This is a genomic window from Sphingobium sp. B11D3A (assembly GCF_025961695.1).
Taxonomy (GTDB): Bacteria; Pseudomonadota; Alphaproteobacteria; order Sphingomonadales; family Sphingomonadaceae; genus Sphingobium.
The window spans coordinates 786397-803473 of record NZ_JAOQOE010000001.1 but is presented as its reverse complement, the minus strand read 5'-3'; the positions used below and the strand labels follow the sequence as shown (position 1 = coordinate 803473).

Annotated in this window: 15 protein-coding genes; 9 read left to right on the top strand and 6 right to left on the bottom strand. The window is 64.0% G+C overall.

Annotation, left to right across the window (positions count from 1 at the left end; translation table 11 throughout):
* The first annotated feature begins 65 nt into the window (after nt 1-65).
* The gene (gene pdhA, locus M2332_RS03850) at nt 66-1139 is read left to right on the top strand and encodes a pyruvate dehydrogenase (acetyl-transferring) E1 component subunit alpha (RefSeq protein WP_181559911.1); all 1074 of its coding nucleotides are present in this window, start codon (nt 66-68) and stop codon (nt 1137-1139) included.
* Nucleotides 1139-2533 (top strand): pyruvate dehydrogenase complex E1 component subunit beta, encoded by a 1395-nt coding sequence (locus M2332_RS03845; protein ID WP_264570608.1) that lies wholly within the window; start codon nt 1139-1141, stop codon nt 2531-2533. Before pdhA ends, M2332_RS03845 begins: the two co-directional genes overlap by 1 nt.
* Nucleotides 2534-2638: 105 nt before the next feature.
* On the opposite strand, the gene M2332_RS03840 is transcribed toward M2332_RS03845, so the two are convergent.
* A complete protein-coding gene (locus M2332_RS03840) occupies nt 2639-3157 on the bottom strand; it encodes a nuclear transport factor 2 family protein (RefSeq protein WP_264570607.1) in 519 nt (172 codons plus the stop codon).
* Between the two features lie 179 nt (nt 3158-3336).
* On the opposite strand from M2332_RS03840, the gene M2332_RS03835 reads away from it, so the two are divergent.
* The 5 genes from M2332_RS03835 (at nt 3337) to M2332_RS03815 (ending at nt 10807) form a co-directional block, all read left to right on the top strand.
* On the top strand, nt 3337-4770 hold the full coding sequence (locus M2332_RS03835; RefSeq protein ID WP_264573039.1) for an MFS transporter: 1434 nt from the start codon (nt 3337-3339) through the stop codon (nt 4768-4770).
* A gap of 94 nt (nt 4771-4864) precedes the next feature.
* Nucleotides 4865-6295, top strand: a complete 1431-nt coding sequence (locus M2332_RS03830) for an NAD-dependent succinate-semialdehyde dehydrogenase (protein ID WP_264573038.1) — start codon at nt 4865-4867, stop codon at nt 6293-6295.
* Between the two features lie 69 nt (nt 6296-6364).
* Nucleotides 6365-7417: an amidohydrolase family protein gene (locus M2332_RS03825; protein ID WP_264570604.1), complete on the top strand. Its 1053-nt coding sequence runs from the start codon at nt 6365-6367 to the stop codon at nt 7415-7417.
* Nucleotides 7414-9027, top strand: coding sequence for an MFS transporter (locus M2332_RS03820; protein ID WP_264573037.1), 1614 nt, complete (start codon nt 7414-7416; stop codon nt 9025-9027). Before M2332_RS03825 ends, M2332_RS03820 begins: the two co-directional genes overlap by 4 nt.
* Nucleotides 9028-9148: 121 nt before the next feature.
* Complete coding sequence (locus M2332_RS03815) at nt 9149-10807, top strand: GMC family oxidoreductase (RefSeq protein ID WP_181559906.1); 1659 nt, start codon at nt 9149-9151, stop codon at nt 10805-10807.
* A 52-nt stretch (nt 10808-10859) separates the two neighbouring features.
* Here M2332_RS03815 and M2332_RS03810 read toward each other — a convergent pair whose 3' ends face one another.
* The 3 genes from M2332_RS03810 to M2332_RS03800 all read right to left on the bottom strand — a co-directional run bounded on the left by M2332_RS03810 (nt 10860) and on the right by M2332_RS03800 (nt 13947).
* Nucleotides 10860-11858, bottom strand: a complete 999-nt coding sequence (locus M2332_RS03810) for an LLM class flavin-dependent oxidoreductase (protein WP_264573036.1) — start codon at nt 11856-11858, stop codon at nt 10860-10862.
* A gap of 61 nt (nt 11859-11919) precedes the next feature.
* The gene (locus tag M2332_RS03805; protein WP_181559904.1) at nt 11920-12381 is read right to left on the bottom strand and encodes a DUF3237 domain-containing protein; all 462 of its coding nucleotides are present in this window, start codon (nt 12379-12381) and stop codon (nt 11920-11922) included.
* 87 nt (nt 12382-12468) lie between these two features.
* On the bottom strand, nt 12469-13947 hold the full coding sequence (locus tag M2332_RS03800; RefSeq protein WP_264570600.1) for a carotenoid oxygenase family protein: 1479 nt from the start codon (nt 13945-13947) through the stop codon (nt 12469-12471).
* Between the two features lie 67 nt (nt 13948-14014).
* Here M2332_RS03800 and M2332_RS03795 point away from each other — a divergent pair, with 67 nt between their 5' ends.
* Nucleotides 14015-14557, top strand: a complete 543-nt coding sequence (locus tag M2332_RS03795) for a MarR family winged helix-turn-helix transcriptional regulator (protein WP_181559902.1) — start codon at nt 14015-14017, stop codon at nt 14555-14557.
* A 97-nt stretch (nt 14558-14654) separates the two neighbouring features.
* The gene (locus M2332_RS03790; RefSeq protein ID WP_264573035.1) at nt 14655-15956 is read left to right on the top strand and encodes an MFS transporter; all 1302 of its coding nucleotides are present in this window, start codon (nt 14655-14657) and stop codon (nt 15954-15956) included.
* Between the two features lie 83 nt (nt 15957-16039).
* Here M2332_RS03790 and fdhD read toward each other — a convergent pair whose 3' ends face one another.
* Nucleotides 16040-16834, bottom strand: coding sequence for a formate dehydrogenase accessory sulfurtransferase FdhD (gene fdhD / locus M2332_RS03785; RefSeq protein ID WP_264573034.1), 795 nt, complete (start codon nt 16832-16834; stop codon nt 16040-16042).
* The gene (locus tag M2332_RS03780; protein WP_264573033.1) at nt 16800-17075 is read right to left on the bottom strand and encodes a formate dehydrogenase subunit delta; all 276 of its coding nucleotides are present in this window, start codon (nt 17073-17075) and stop codon (nt 16800-16802) included. Before M2332_RS03780 ends, fdhD begins: the two co-directional genes overlap by 35 nt.
* Between the last annotated feature and the right edge of the window lie 2 nt (nt 17076-17077).

Below are 17077 nucleotides of genomic sequence, written 5' to 3'. Positions count from 1 at the left end.
TTGCGCTCCTGCCAGTGCCGTGCCTATAGCTGGCTGTAACAGCCACGCGAGAAGGACCTGAAACATTGGCGAAGCCAGCTTCCAGACGCGCGCAAAATGCCCCTGCATCCACTGCCACGGCGCCGTCTGCGGACCATAACCGGGAGCGCCCCGGTGAGCCCAATCCCTATGACGCGAGCCAGGAAGAGCTGCTCGAATTCTACCGTCAGATGCTGCTCATCCGCCGCTTCGAGGAGCGGGCCGGGCAGCTTTACGGTCTCGGCCTGATCGGCGGCTTCTGCCACCTCTATATCGGCCAGGAAGCGGTTGCGGTCGGCATCCAGTCGGCACTGACGCCCGGCAAGGATAGCGTGATCACCGGCTATCGCGACCATGGCCACATGCTCGCTTACGGCATCGATCCCAAGATCATCATGGCCGAGCTGACGGGCCGCGAGGCCGGCATTTCGCGCGGCAAGGGCGGCTCGATGCATATGTTCAGCGTGGAGCACAAGTTCTTCGGCGGTCACGGCATCGTCGGCGCGCAGGTCAGCCTCGGCACCGGTCTCGCATTCGGTCACAAGTATAATGAGGATGGCGGCGTGTGCGTCGCGTACTTCGGTGACGGCGCGGCCAATCAGGGCCAGGTCTATGAGAGCTTCAACATGGCCGAGCTGTGGAAGCTCCCGATCATTTATGTGATCGAGAACAACCAGTACGCCATGGGCACCTCCGTGGCGCGCTCCTCCGCCGAGGATCAGCTCTATCGTCGCGGCGAGAGCTTCCGCATTCCGGGCATCCAGGTCGATGGCATGGACGTGCTGGCGGTGCGCGGCGCCACCGAGGCGGCGCTGGAATATGTCCGCTCCGGCAAGGGGCCGATCCTGCTGGAAATGAAGACCTATCGCTATCGCGGTCACTCGATGTCCGATCCGGCGAAATATCGCTCGCGCGACGAAGTGCAGCACATGCGCGACACGTCCGATCCGATCGAGGGCCTCAAGAAGATTCTCGCCGATGCCGGCGTGAAGGAAGAGGATTTGAAGGCCATCGATACGAAGATCCGCAAGGATGTGAGCGAGGCGGCCGACTTCGCGGAAACCTCGCCCGAGCCTGACATGGCCGAACTTTATACCGATGTGCTGGTGGAGCAGTATTGATGGGTCTCGAGATCAAGATGCCGGCCCTCTCGCCGACGATGGAAGAGGGGACGCTGGCCAAGTGGCTCGTCAAGGAAGGCGATGAGGTCAAGGCCGGCGACATCATGGCCGAGATCGAGACCGACAAGGCGACGATGGAGTTCGAGGCTGTCGATGAAGGCACCATCGAGAAGATCCTAATTGCCGAGGGCACCGACAATGTGAAGGTCGGCACTGTGATCGCCATGCTGTCCGGCGAAGGCGAAGAAGCGCCCGCACCGGCTGCGCAAGCTCCCAAGGCCGAAGCGCAAGCTGCGCCCAAGGCTGCGGACGAGGCTGAGGCGCCCAAGAAGGCCGAGAGCGGCACCGCCAATCTCTCGGGTAGCAAGGCGAGCGCGGTGACGGACCCGGCGATCCCCGAAGGCACGCAGATGGTCAAGACGACTGTCCGCGAAGCGCTGCGCGATGCCATGGCCGAGGAAATGCGGCGCGATCCGCGCGTATTCCTGATGGGCGAGGAAGTCGCCGAATATCAGGGCGCCTACAAGGTTACCCAGGGCCTGCTGGACGAGTTCGGCCCCAAGCGCGTGATCGACACGCCGATCACCGAGCATGGCTTTGCCGGCATCGGTGCCGGCGCTGCGATGGGCGGTCTCAAGCCGATCGTCGAGTTCATGACCTTCAACTTCGCTATGCAGGCGATGGACCAGATCATCAACTCGGCCGCCAAGACCAATTACATGTCCGGCGGCCAGATGCGTTGCCCGATCGTGTTCCGTGGTCCCAATGGCGCGGCGAGCCGGGTTGGCGCGCAGCACAGCCAGAATTACGGCCCGTGGTATGCGGCCGTACCGGGCCTGATCGTGATCGCGCCCTATGACAGCTCGGATGCCAAGGGCCTACTCAAGGCGGCGATCCGCAGCGAAGATCCGGTGGTGTTCCTTGAGAATGAGCTGGTCTATGGGCGCAGTTTCGAGGTGCCGCAGCTTGACGATCATGTCCTGCCGATCGGCAAGGCACGCATCGTCCGTCCCGGCAAGGATGTGACGCTGGTGAGCTACTCGATCGGCGTTGGCGTCGCGCTGGAGGCAGCGGAAACGCTCGCCGCCGACGGCATCGATGCCGAGGTGATCGACCTGCGCACGCTGCGCCCGCTCGATACCGCGACGGTGCTGGAAAGCCTCAAGAAGACCAACCGCCTCGTGGTGGTCGAAGAGGGCTGGCCGGTCTGCTCCATCGCCAGCGAGATTGCGGCGGTCTGCATGGAGCAGGGCTTCGACGATCTCGATGCGCCGGTGCTGCGCGTGACCAATGAGGATGTGCCGCTGCCTTATGCGGCCAATCTCGAAAAGGCGGCGCTGATCGATGCGGCGCGGGTCGTGAAGGCTGCCCGCAAGGTCTGCTATCGCGATTGAGATAGGGCGGGGCGCTCATTACGGGCACCCCGTTTCACTCAGCACAGTCATCGCGTGGCTGCCCTGGGCTCCTGCCTTCGCAGGAGCCCAAATGTGATGACATGTTTATGGCAGCCGCGCCGCCCGTCCCGGATTTTCGGCGCCGGCGCGACGGCTCGGTAATTGTTCGTTGAAAATCTTGCGGCTGACGAACTTCCAGGCGCCATCCACCTTGCGCATCCTGTCCTCATAATGGCCGTAGCTGCCGATATGCGGGGTATGTCCCGTGCCGTTATTGGCTACCTCGAACCAGTAGATCACGCCCTTGGCCGTATCGCCATGCACATAGATGGCCTGATTGGTGATGAAGTGGCGCAGCGTGACAGGCTGGCCTGAGCCGTCGTCGCCATAATATTGCTTGATGGCTTCCTTGTAGACGCCGATTTCCTTGTAGATTTCCTCCGGCCCGACGGCGGTGCCGCCTGCCCATTCCAGCACGCCTTCGGGCGCGAACAGGGCGGCGTAGCTTTCGGCATCGCCCCAATCGAGCGCCATGAGATACTCGGCTTCAAGCTGCATGATCGCGGCGCGATCGGCGGCATAATCCTCCTGCGCCGCTGTAGGGCGCCCGGTTTCGTTCGGCATAATGATGTCCTCTCCTCTGCCTGTGCCATGGCGCAGGCTCGCAAGAGGTTAGACGAGGGGCTTCGCCTGTGCAATTAAAGCTGGACAGAATCAATCTCAGCGGTTGAAACTGGCAGGATAACGAGCCGCAGGAAATGGAACCGGTGCGGCGCCAGGGCGAGCAGAGAGGAATTCACGACATGGCAATGGCACCTCAGGCGGCACACTCCGTGCCGGGCGACGATGCTGGGGCCGCGTCGCAGCAATGGCCCTCCAGCCCGCGTGCCTATTTCGCGCTGACTGTCATCATTATCGCCACCTTCCTGAGCTTCTTCGATGCCACCGTGTTCGGAATGCTGGCGGAGCGGATCAAGGTCGATTTCGGCCTGTCCGATACGCAACTTGGCATATTGGGCGGCCCGGCGAGCATCATCTTCTACGTGTTCGTCGGCATTCCGCTGGCCCGGCTCGTGGATATCTATCCGCGCAAGATGATCCTCGCGATCAGCGCGGCGGTGACGGGCGGTGTCACCATGCTGAGCGGTCTGGCGCAGGGCTTCGGCCAGTTCATCGCGGCGCGGATGCTGCTGGGCGCGGGCGGATCGGCCCATGGCCCCGGCTCCTATTCTCTCATCGTCGACATGTTCCGGCCGAAGAAAATCCCGATTGCCTTCGCGCTGCTGCAGTTCGGTTTCATCGGCGGCACCACGCTTGGCGTGCTGTTCGGCGGGATGATGATCGGCGCGGTATCGCATTGGGATACCAGCTATGTGTGGGGCCTGCGCATCTTCAACTGGCAGTGGATCTTGATCGGCCTCGGCCTGCTGTCCTTCCCGGCGGCGCTGCTGTTCCTGCTGGTGAAGGAGCCGGCGCGCCGTGCCGCGGTCGCCGACCCGATCGCAGTGCCGCAGAAAGCCAGCTTCGGCCGCAAGATCGCCACGTTCATGGGCTTCGACGCCATTCGCGGCATTCAGGCGAAGGGCATGGTCTATTACCCGTTGTTCATCGCGCTGGCGCTCAGCGCGACGGAAAGCCAGGGTATCGGTTTCTGGCGCGTTCCCTTCCTCGTGCGCACCTATGGCATGGACGAGGCGCAGATCGGCGCGGTGCTCGCGCCCATGCTGCTGGTCGCGCAGCTCGCCGGCCTTGTGCTGGGCGGCCTGATGGTCTCGTGGTTCGGCCGCAAGTATAAGGACGCGAACGTTCGCACGGCAGCGATCTGCTTCACCGCGGTCACCATCTGCACGCTGGCCGCGCCGCTGATGCCGACCGGGCACCTCGCCATGGGCGCGATGGCTGTGGCGACGCTCTTCGGCCTTGCGGGCGCGCCGGCGCAGAATGCCGCCGTGCAGCGCGTCGCGCCGCAAGCCATGCGCGGGCAGGTGACGGCGCTGTACCTGTTTATGTTCACCTTCTTCGGCGCGATGGGCAGCCTCGTGATCGGTGTGGTGGCGCAATATGTCGTGCGGGATGAGGCACGGCTGTGGCAGGCGATCTTCATCACCGCGCTCGTGCTGCTGCCGCTCGCCACGATCAGCATGTGGCGTGCCTGCAAGCCCTATCGTGAGGAAATCGAGCGCCTGGAGGCAGCAGAAGCTGCGGCTGTGAGCAAAGCAATGCCTGCGGGGAGTTGACGACTCATCATTGAGTTCTCACAGGGGATATTGCGCGACGCCGGGCTTTGGTCCGGCGTCACTCTGTTTTGCTGAGAGTCCCGAGAGGATGGCTATGACCAATTATCCTGCCCTGCACATGATCATCGATGGCGAGGCCGTGACCGGCGGTGATCGCCGAACGCAGACCATCGTCAATCCTGCGACGGGCGAGACCCTGGGCGAGCTGCCACTGGCCACCGCGGCGGATCTCGACCGCGCGCTGGAAACCGCGCAGCGCGGGTTCAACCGCTGGCGCAACTCCACGGCGCAGGAGCGTGCTGCGGTGCTCTCCGGCGCGGCGCGTCTGCTTATGGAGCGGCAGGAGGCGCTGGCTCGTATCGCCACGATGGAACAGGGCAAGACCCTGCCTGAATCGCGCATCGAAGTGATGATGGTTGCCGGCCTGTTCAATTTCTACGCCGGCGAGGTTTCGCGCCTTTATGGCCGCGCTCTGGTGCGCCCGGCCGGCATGCGCTCGACGGTGACCTATGAGCCGGTCGGCCCGGTTGCGGCCTTCTCGCCGTGGAACTTCCCGCTCGGCAATCCTGGCCGCAAGTTGGGCGCGCCGATCGCGGCGGGCTGCTCGGTGATCATGAAGTCGGCCGAAGAAACCCCGGCGTCCGCTCTTGGTGTGCTGCAGTGCCTGCTCGATGCCGGCCTCCCCAAGGACGTCGCGCAGGCCGTGTTCGGCGTGCCCGATGAGGTGTCGCGCCACCTGCTGGCCTCGCCGATCATCCGCAAGCTCAGTTTCACCGGCTCGACCGTGATCGGCAAGCATCTCGCCAAGCTGGCGGCCGAAGACCTGAAGCGCACCACCATGGAACTCGGTGGTCACGGCCCGGTACTGGTGTTCGACGATGTCGACGTGGACCGCGTGCTGGATGTCATGGTCGGCCACAAATATCGCAACGCCGGCCAGGTCTGCGTCTCGCCGACCCGGTTCATCGTGCAGGAAAATGTCTACGAGCGGTTCCGTGACGGGTTCGCCAGCCGCGCCAAGGCGCTCAAGGTCGGCAATGGCCTTGAGGATGGAATCCAGATGGGCCCGATGGCCAATGAGCGTCGCCCGGATGCCATGGAGCGCCTTATCGGTGGCGCGGTCAGCAGCGGCGCAAAGCTCAATGCGGGTGGCGAGCGCATCGGCAATCAGGGCTTCTTCTATGCCCCGTCCGTGCTCAGCGAAATTCCGCTCGATGCCGAGATCATGAATGAGGAGCCGTTCGGTCCGGTCGCGCTGATCAACCCGTTCGGCAAGGTCGACGACATGATCGCGGAAGCTAATCGCCTGCCTTATGGTCTCGCCGCTTACAGCTGGACGGACGACGTCAAGCTGCAGCGCCGCGTGGCGCGGGAAGTCGAGACCGGCATGCTCGGCGTCAACAGCGTTGCCATCGGCGGTGCGGACTCGCCCTTTGGCGGCGTCAAGTGGTCGGGCCACGGCCATGAGGATGGCCCCGAGGGCCTCCACGCCTGCCTCGTGACCAAGGTCGTCCACGAAGGCTGATCCAGAATACAAGCCCCGGTGCCCGTGCAGGTGCCGGGGCTTTCTTTTCCCATTTCTCAGGAGAGTAACATGACTCACGCGCTCAACACCGGCGGCGATCGCGGCTATCTTCGCATTGCGACCGAAGAGGCTTTTGCGACGGCCGAACAGCTCGACGCCTTTCTGAAGCTGGTCAAAGAGGGCCGGGCCGACAAGGCGACCACGTCGCTCTGGGGTTTCTACGGCACGTCGCCTTCCGAGCGGACCCAGTTCATTCGCGACCGGCTGCTCGATCTGGACGATCTGCGTATTCAGGCGATGGACGAGACCGGAATCGACGTCGCCATTCTCTCCCTGACATCGCCCGGTGGACAGGCATTCGAGACCGATGAAGCCAAGACGCTGGTCCGCAATGCCAACGACGTTCTGAAGGCCGCTTGCGAACGCCACCCGTCGCGCTATGTCGGCATGGTCTCCATCGTCCCTCAGGACGTGCAGTGGTCGGTCGAGGAAATCGCGCGCGGCAAGAATGAGCTGGGCTTCAAGGGCGTGATGGTCAACAGCCACACCAAGGGTCACTATCTGGATGAAGAGCAGTTCGACCCGATCCTGAAGGCCTGCGCCGACAATAATCTGCCGCTGTACATCCACCCGCAATCGCCGCCGGATGCAATGATCGCCGGCATGGTCGAGGCTGGCCTCGATGGCGCGATCTTTGGCTTCGGTGTCGAGACCGGCTATCATCTGCTGCGCATCCTGACGACGGGCGTGTTCGACCGCTATCCCAACCTGACCGTGTGCGTCGGCCATGGCGGCGAGGCGATCCCCTACTGGCTGTTCCGCATGAACTACATGCATCAGGCTGGCGTCCGCTCGAAGCGCTATGAGCGCCTCAAGCCGCTCAACCACGACCTGTTCCACTACATGCGCAACAATGTCTGCGTGACGACCAGCGGCATGGCCTGTCCGCTGGCGATCAAGCTGTGCATCGATCAGCTCGGTGAGGACCGAGTGATGTACGCAATGGATTATCCCTATGAATATGTCGCCGATGAGGTGCGCACGCACGACAATCTCGACATTTCTGCAGAAGCCAAGAAGAAGCTGATGCAGACCAATGCCGAGCGGGTCTTCAACCTGTGACGACTCCGCCGGTGTCGGGCCGGGTGACCGGCACCGCCTGGTATGCGCTGGCGTTGGTGGCTCTCACCAACGCCATGTCGCTGCTGGATCGCAACATCCTCGCCATTCTCGCGCCGCGCATCAAGGCGGACCTGCAGATTGGCGATGCCGAGCTGGGGCTGCTGTACGGAACGGTGTTCGCGCTGTTCTATGCGCTGTTCTCCCTGCCGCTCGGTCGCCTGTCGGACGGCTGGATTCGCACGCGTATCCTGGCCATCGCCATCGCCTTCTGGTCCTTCTCGAGCGGCCTCGCGGCCTTTGCGAGCGGCTTTGCGATGCTGGCGATTTCCCGGCTGGGCGTGGGCATCGGCGAGGGGGCAACGTCCCCCGCCGGCACATCCTTGCTGTTCGATTATTTCCCCAAGCACCGGCGCGGTCTCGTGATGGGCACGATTGCTGCCTCCATTGCCGTCGGCCTCGGCATGTCAAATGTCGTCGGTGGTGTCGCGGCGCAATGGTGGGAGACGCTGTATCCGGCGGGGCAAGCGCCGCTGCGCCTGGCAGGCTGGCAGTTCGCCTTTCTGGTTGCGTCCATTCCGGGCCTCGTCCTGGCCCTGCTGCTGTGGCACCTCAAGGAGCCTCAGCGCGGCGCGATGGATGGCATTGCGTCCCGGCCCGATCCGGCGCCGTTCCGCTCGAGCCTCGCGCTGCTCGGTGCGGTGACGCCCGGCACCAATTTGCTGAGCCTTGCCGCCAGCAAGGCCAGTGCCCGCCACTGGACCGCCAATATCGGCGTCATGGTGCTCGTGGTCGGCCTGATGACGCTGTTCGTGCATCTGGCTTCGGCCTTCTCGCCGCGCCCGGCGCTCAGTTTCGGTGGCGTGCCGCTCAATCCCCACATCCTGCAATGGGGTGTGATGGGCTTTGGCATCATCGTGATCTTCAACCTGTTGCAGCGGCTGGCGCTTGCCGATCCGCCGACCTATCAGGTGACGGTGCGCTCGCCGGCGCTGATGATCGCCATCGCGGTCGGTGCGCTGCAGACGGTGATCAATTACGGCATCATGGGCTTCACGCCCGCCTTCATCATGCAGACCTATGGCACATCGCCCGCAGAAACAGGCGTCACCTTCGGCCTGCTCTCGCTGGTGATCGGTGTGATCGGCCCGATGATTTCGGGGCCTCTGGCTGACTGGTTCGACAAGTCCATGCCGGCGACCGGGCGCGTGTATCTCACGCTGTTCGCGCTCGGCGTCTCGCCACTCATCGGGGTCTGGACCTATCATGCGCCGGACGCGTTCGGCTTCTACAGCCGCTTCGTGCTCTACAGCGTCATCCTCACCTGCTGGATGCCGCCGCTCTACTCGCTGATCTACGGACTTGTGCTGCCTCGCATGCGCGGCATCACCGCGAGCACCTATCTCATCATCTCCACCATTTTCGGCCTCGGCATGGGGCCTTATCTGGTCGGGATGATCTCGGATGCCACGGGTGATCTGCGCACCGCGATCCTCAGCGTCAACTGGATGGCGATTCCCATCATCATCCTGCTCGTCATTCTCCTCACCCGCATCCGCAAGGACGAGAGCCTCATTCTGGTCCGCGCCCGGGATGCAGGGGAGCCTGTCTGATGCTTTGGCCTGCTCACCATCCTCTCATTGTTGACTTTGTTCGAAATGGCGCTTTGTGTCATAAGAACTGAGTCGAGCCGCGCGGGGGACGTGCGCGGTGCAATGAGAGGATGACAAGAGCATGACGGACGAGAGAACTGTCGATTACGTGATCGTCGGAGCGGGCAGCGCGGGATGCGTTCTCGCCAACCGGCTCTCGGCGGATCGGGGCACGGAAGTCGTCCTGCTCGAGGCTGGCGGCGATGACCGCCCGACGCGGGAATTGAGCCAGTTCCGCTCCAACATGATGATCCATATCCCGATCGGTTTCGGCAAGACGCTGAACGATCCCAAGGTCAACTGGCTGTATGAGACCGAGGTCGACGAGGGCTCAGGCGGTCGCCCCCACAAATGGCCCAAGGGCAAGGTGCTCGGCGGCTCGTCTTCGCTTAACGGCATGCTCTATGTGCGCGGCCAGTCGGCTGACTATGATGGCTGGCGCCAGATGGGCAATGAGGGCTGGGCGTGGGACGACGTGCTGCCCTATTTCAAGAAGAGCGAAGACCAGACCCGTGGCGCCATGGAAGGTCATGCGCAGGGCGGTGAGCTGGCTGTCTCCGACTTCCCCGAGCATCACCCGATCAGCAAGGCGGTCATCGATGCCTGCGTCGAGGCCGGCTATGCCTATAAGGATGATCTGAACGACGGCGATCAGGAGGGGACCAGCTGGTTCCAGATGACCGCGCGCAACGGCAAGCGTTGCTCGACGGCGGTGGGCTTCCTCCATCCGGTCATGGACCGGGTCAATCTCACGGTCGAACTGCGCGCCATGACGACGCGCATCCTCTTCGAGGGCAAGCGCGCGGTGGGGGTTGAGTTCGTCCAGCATGGTCGCCTCCGCCGCGTGAAGGTGCGCAAGGAAGTGATCCTTGCCGCCGGTGCGGTCGAGAGCCCCAAGCTGCTGGAAATCTCCGGCATCGGGCAGGGCGGGGTCGTCCGGGAGCTGGGCGTGAAGCTGGTGCACGAGCTGCCCGGCGTCGGCGAGAACCTGCAGGACCACTATATGATCGGCTGCCAGGCGCGGCTGAAGCCGGGCACGCCGTCGGTCAATTCCATGGCCAGCGGCCTGCCGCTGATCGGCCAGGTGCTCAAATATGGCATGACCCGCAAGGGCCTGCTCTCCTACGCGGTGGCGCATGGCTGCACCTTCCTGCGCTCGCGCGAAGGGCTGGAGACGCCGGACATCCAGATCCACACCATGGCGGCGTCCATGGATCTGGAAGTGCTGAACGCCAAGCAGCAGCTGGCGTTGGAGAAGGAGCCGGGCATGGCCTCCAACCCCTGCCAGCTTCGCCCGGAATCGCGCGGGCACATCCACGCCCGCTCACCCGATGGCACGCAGGCCCCCAAGATCACGCCCAATTATCTGCAGGACCCGATCGACCAGCAGATGGCCGTCACGCAGCTCAAGATCATTCGCGAAATCTGGCAGCAGCCGGCGATCGCGAAATATCTGGCCGGCCCCGACCCCTTCGGCGAGACGGACGATCAGATGTTCTTCTATGCGCAGGTCGCCGGCGGCACGCTGTATCACGCGGTCGGCACGGCGCGCATGGGCAGCGACCCCAAGGCGGTGGTCGATGCGCGCCTGCGCGTCCACGGCGTTCAGGGCCTGCGCGTGGTCGATGCCTCGATCATGCCCAAGATCGTCTCCGGCAACACCAATGCCGCGACGATCATGATCGGCGAGAAAGGATCGGAAATGATTCTGGAAGACGCGAAGGAACTCGCACCAGCCTGAACGGGCCAGCGTGCGGCTTCAATGCTGAACGAAAAACGAAGCCGCCTGCGCGTCAGGCGGCTTCGGTCATTTCATGGAAGGCTTGCGCGATCAGCGTGAGCGACTTGGTGCGGGCCTGCGGATCGAATGCGGGGCTGTGGACGATTACCTCATCCACCCGCGTCCGCTGGACGAACTGGCGCAGGCCACGCGCGACATCATCGGCGGTGCCAAAGGCGCTGCATTGCATGACATGCCCCAGCATCGCGCTGAGCGATGGATCGAGGCTCGCGACATAATTCTCCACCGGCGGGGGTAGCTTGCCGGGGCGGCCGGTGCGCAGAGCGACAAAGTTCTGCATCATGGAGCTGGCGACATATTCCGCCTCCGCCACCGTGTCGGCAGCAACGACGCTCATCGCCGCCGCCGCATAGGGTTCGCGCAGAGAGGCGGAAGGGCGGAAATCGCGGCGATAGATGGTCAGCGCTTCATCCAGCAGATCGGGCGCGAAATGCGAGGCGAAGGCGTAGGGCATCCCCAAGGCCGCCGCGAGTTGCGCCCCGAACAGGCTGGAGCCCAGAATCCACATATCGATCTGCGCGCCGCGCCCGGGCACGGCGAGCAGGCCGAGGTCCGGCTGGCCGGTAAAGTGAGCGCGCAATTCCACCACGCTGCGGGGAAACTCCTCGGCCTCCTGCCGGGTGTCATGGCGGATGGCGCGGGCCAGTCGCCCGTCGGCGCCTGGCGCACGCCCGAGGCCGAGATCGACACGGCCGGGGAAGAGCGCGTCCAGCGTGCCGAACTGCTCGGCGATGATATAGGGCGAGTGGTTTGGCAGCATGATGCCGCCCGAGCCGACGCGGATGGTCTTGGTCGCTCGCCCGGCCTCGGCGATGATGAGCGCGGTGGCCGCTGCCGCCACGCCGGCCATGCCGTGATGTTCGGCGATCCAGTAGCGATGATAGCCGAGCGCTTCGGCATGGGCGGCGAGCGGGCCGACGCGCTTGATCGCATCGCCGGCGCTTTCGCCTTCGACAACGTTGACGAGGTCGAGGAAGCTGAGTTTGGTCATCGATCCAAGATGGGATCGGCATCCCCGCTACGCAACCGGTGGCAGGCGGGGCGTGTGGGAGTCAGGTGACGCGCCAGACCCACAATTTGATGCCCGCCTTGTAGCGCGCGCCCGAGCAGACGAAGATGCTGCGGTTCATCCAGTCATATTTGCCTTCCGGCGCGATGAATTCCGGCACGGTGCGGAAATAATAGTCCGCCGGATCGACCTCATCGCCCGCCGCCAGCCGCGCCATCACGTCGGGCGGGCCGTGGCGCAGGCCACGATTGCGGATCTGGATGACCACGCCGTCATCGGTTTGCAGCGCGTAAAGGGCATCGGCGACGGTGACGCCGTCCGGCCGGGTGAGCTGGAAGTCGGCGGCGTTGCCGAGCAGCTTGCCCTTGATTAATGGCCCTTCGACACGGCCGCCCTCGAAGATCGGGATGATGCGGCGGGTGCCGTCGACGGTGTTGCCGAGCGGCACCGGCGCGCCGAGATCGCCGCCGGCTTCATAGACGAATTCCAGGCCGGGCTGAATCATGAACGTGCTTCCTTGAGACTTGAAGTGTGAGGCGGCAGCCCCGGCGCCTAAATGCGCGCCGGGGCTGTGGCTGGATGATCGCTAGGGTCAGGCGGCTTCGCGTTCCAGGCCGATCTGGTCCGCGCTGGCCCAGTTGCCGTGCAGGCCAAAGCGCAGCGCGAAGGGGATATGGATCGTGGCGACCGGTCCCTTCTCTATGTCCAGCGCTTCGAAGATCAGCAGGTCGCTCTTGTGGTCGGCCAGGCGATTGCAGACCTGCACGATCCAGCCGTCGCCTTCCGGCGCGTCCTTGGAGCGCGGCACGAAGGCAGGCTCCTGCAGCGAAGAGGTGGGGCCGCACCACCAGTGCTGCTCCTTGCCGGTCTGGTGGTCGATCAGGAACAGGCAATTCATCAGGAATCCGCCGGCGCTGCCGCCCTTGAGCTCGACCGGACGCTTCATGTCCATCTCCAGCATCCAGCCATAGCGATAGGGCAGGCCGGTGACGCGGTCGTCAATGCGGGGGAATTCGCCCGACGTTTCCGTGAGGCGAGTGACGCTGTCGAACTCGTCGCTATTGGACGCCATGTCGACCGTCCAGCGGGTGAGGTAGCTCGCCGCCTGCTGCGGGTTGAAGGGCGCACCATGCACATCCGGGAAGAAGGGGAACATGTTGTTTGCCGCTTCCGGCACGTCGATGTGGACCTTGGTGCCGTCCTGATAGGCGTTCATCACATGCGACGCGAAGCAATTGTCGCGCTTGAACCAGCGGATGTCTTCCTGCTTCACATCATCACGGCGCGGGATGATGCCGAGGTAGACGGGCAGGGTGGTGTCGAAGCCGAAGTGTGGAAGGCCCTTCTCCAGGCGCTCCCAGCTGCCGATTGAGGGCACGATGTGAAGGACCAGATAATCCTTGGTCACGCCGAAGTCGTGCATCATGCAATAATAGGGCGCCTTGAACCACAGTTCGCGGACCAGTTCGCCCTCAGGGCTGACCTCATACAGGCACACATCGTCGGAGCACAGGCCGCTTGCGGCATAGCCGATGGCGACCATGTTGCCCGTGTGCGGGTCGATCTTGGGGTGCGCGGTGAAGGTCTGTCCGGTCATCTTGCCGCCGAACTTCTCGAACCCGATGGTCTCCATCGTGTCCGGCTCCATGACGAGGGACGGGCTGTCCTCCTTCATGGCCCAGAGCTTGCCGGCGAACACGAAGGCGTTGGTGTTCGCGGTCGAGCGATACTCGCCCTTGACGGACTCATCGTCCGTCAGCGGATTGCGATAGGCACCGAAGAGCGCCTTGCCGGCTTCGTTCTCCAGCTTCCACTTGGCGGTCTTGGCCCAGCGCTGCTTGATGTCGCACTGGCCATCATGAATGTGGAAGCGCGTGATCATGCCATCGCCGTTGAAGCTGATGTCATCGCCCAGGCGGGGCGGGAATTGCGGGTCCGGCTGCACGCGGAAGAAGGCGCCATTCAGCTCGGGCGGAATCGTGCCCTCATGCACGAGATTCGGAATGTCGCATTCGATGCGCGACGGGCTGTTGAAACCTGTGAAAGCGGGGGTATTGGGGAATTGCGCCATAGCTTGCTCCTCTTGCGCAGGTTTGTATGCTATGCATACCAATTGGGCAATTCCCATTGCTTAATCAATGGCCGAACCGTTCCGGTTCTCGGGGGTAAAGATCTTGGAAGCACGCGCACGTCAACGTCCTCTTGTGGCCGCCAAGGGTGGTGGAAGTGCGACGCCATCGCCTGCGCCCGCGCAGATCGACGACGATATCGGCGCGATCGACGACATTATCGGGTTCCACATCCGCCTTGCCCATGGCGCGGCCTACCGCCATTTCACCGAGACTTTTTCCGAGCTTGGCCTGACGCAGAAGATGGTCTCCGTCCTCTGGCTGATCAGCGATCATCCGCACATCGCGCAGGCCGATATCGGCCGCCGTCTGCAAATGGACCGGGCGACGACGATGGCGATCATCAACCGGTTGGAAGCGCGCGGCCTGCTGGTGCGCGGCGCGTCCACGCTGGACCGGCGCCGGCAGACGCTCACGCTGACTGCGGACGGGCAGGCGGCCCTTAGCGAGGCGCGGCGCTGCATCGACGAGCATGAGCAATGGCTCAAGTCCCGTTTCACCAAGAAAGAAGCCACGTTGCTCATCGAGTTATTGCGCCGTATTCACGAGTAGATTCGGCCTTTGAGATCGCCGATGCGGTCCACTGCCTGGAGAGGAAAGCCCAACCATGTCATCGTCTGATCCTGTTGAGATCATTAATGAGTCGCCGATGTCCGTTCGGCAGTGGATTGTCGTGGTCTTGATGATCCTGCTGAACGCGCTGGACGGTTTCGACGTGCTGTCGAGCGCCTTTGCGGCGCCGGGCATTTCGGCGGAATGGGGCATCCCGCGCTCGGCGCTGGGCATCGTCCTCTCGGCCGAGCTGGTCGGCATGGGCTTCGGCTCGGTCATCCTCGGTGGTGTCGCAGACCGCATCGGCCGCAAGGACACGATGCTGATCTGCCTCGTCGTCATGGCGATCGGCATGTATCTGGCCCATGCCGCGACCGGCGTGACACTCCTGACAGTGTGGCGCTTCGTCACCGGCCTCGGCATCGGCGGGATGCTGGCAGCGACCAACGCCGTGACGGCGGAATCCACCAGCAAATCCTCGCGCAGCCTCGCCATGGCGCTTTACGTCATCGGCTACCCGATTGGCGGCGTGGTGGGCGGCTTTGCCGCGCAAAGCTGGCTGCTGGTGGAATATGACTGGCGCGCGGTGTTCATGTTCGGCGCCGTGGTGACCGCGATCATGATCCCGCTGGTCTTCTTCCTCGTGCCGGAGACGCCCGCATTCTACGCTGCGCGCCGGCCCGCAAACGCGATCGAGAAGGTCAACCGCTCGCTTCGCGCGCTGCGCAAGCGGACCATCGAGGCGCTGCCGCCATTGCGCACGGAGGGCCCGCAGCCCAAGGTGACCGACATCCTGTCCAAGCCGGGCCTGCGCAAGGTCACCTGGTTGCTGGCCTTCGGCTACATGTTCCACACGCTCACCTTCTATTATATCCTCAAGTTCGCAGTGCAGATCGTCGCGGATTCCGGCTTCTCGCAGGCCGATGCCGCCAGCACGCTCACCTGGGCCAATATCGGCGGTGCGATTGGTGGCGGTCTGTTTGGCTTCCTGCTCAAGAAGTGGGACATCAAGGGGCCGACGATTGCCATGATGATTGCCGGCGTGGTTGCGGTGGCATGGTTCGGCATGGGGCATGGCGAGCTGGGCGAATGGCGCGTGGCGGCATTCCTGTCGATGTTCTTCCTCAACGCGGCCATTGTGGGCTTCTATGCCGCCTTCGCGCGGGGCTTCCCGGCTTATGCCCGGGCCACGGGTACGGGCTTTGTCCTCGGCGTGGGGCGCGCTGGCGCGGCTGGCTCGCCCATCGTGGCTGGCCTGCTCTTCGACGTGCTTGGCAAGGGCGAGTTGCTCACCGTATCGCTCATCATGAGCCTTGGCTCGGTGTGCGCCATCTTCATGCTCCTGCTGCTGCCGATGCGTGATGGCGATGCGATTGCGCAAGCCGAAGCCAAGGCCTGAGATATGGGTCCGCCGCCCCCGTCTATGCGGGGCGGCGGATCGTCAGATACTGATGATGTGGCGAGAGCAGGCGGTCGAGACGGTCAGTCCGCCGTGACGCGGAGCACTTCATCCGGCCGGGCCAGCGCATAGAGCGAGAGGCCCGCAGCCTCAGCCCGGGCTGCCGCCATGCTGGTCGGAACCGAGATGGTTACAAGGGTGTGCGCGCCGGCCCGGACCGTTTTCTCCACGATCTCATAGCTGCAGCGCGCCGTGGAAAGCACGAAGCCGGCGTCCATCGTCCGCCCTGCGCGGGCCATGGCGCCGACGAGCTTGTCCAGCGCATTGTGCCGACCGACATCCTCGCGGGCCATCAGGATCGCCCCATCCGGTGCCACGAAGGCAGCGGCGTGCATCCCGCCTGTGACACGATTGCCCGGCTGATGCGCACGCAGGCCCTCCAGCGCGGCGAAGATCGCCGCTGGTGCGAGCGCCTCATGCGCGGCGACCCGGGGGAGGGCGCGCGAAACGGCTTCCAGATTATCGATGCCGCACAGGCCGCAACTCGACTCGGCCACGCGCGTGCGCACGCGCTCTTCAAGCTTTTCGAGCGCCAGGGAGGTGATGGTCGCACGCGCAATCCAACCGAGATCGGTCTCCACGATATCGATGCCGGTGACATCGCCCGGTTGCGCGGCCAGGCCCTCGGTCAGCGCGAAGCCGGTGATGAAGTCGTCCAGATCAAACGGACTGGCCATCATCACGGCATAGGAAAGGCCGTTATATTCCAGCGCGACCGGCACTTCCGGCGCAAAGGGGCGCGCGACCGGACGGCTGGAGCCATCCGGTCGAAGGGCGACGAGGTCAGCCGGCGTCGTTGTAGCCAGGATCGTTTTCATCCGCGCTCGCGAATTCGGTGGCCCGCGTCATGTGCGGCACCGGCCCATCCACCATGGCGATGGCGCGCGCGGCGAGCGGCGACATGTCGGCGGGGTCGACGGCCTTGATGCCCGCGAGCATCCGCGGATCCCAATACATCTTGATATGGTCGGCGGTGGCGAGGGCCGCCTGGTCGTGGCCCAACGCTTCAAAATTCCGCGCGATCTGGTTCGCCATGTAGATGAGGCGGCTGGCTTCCATGA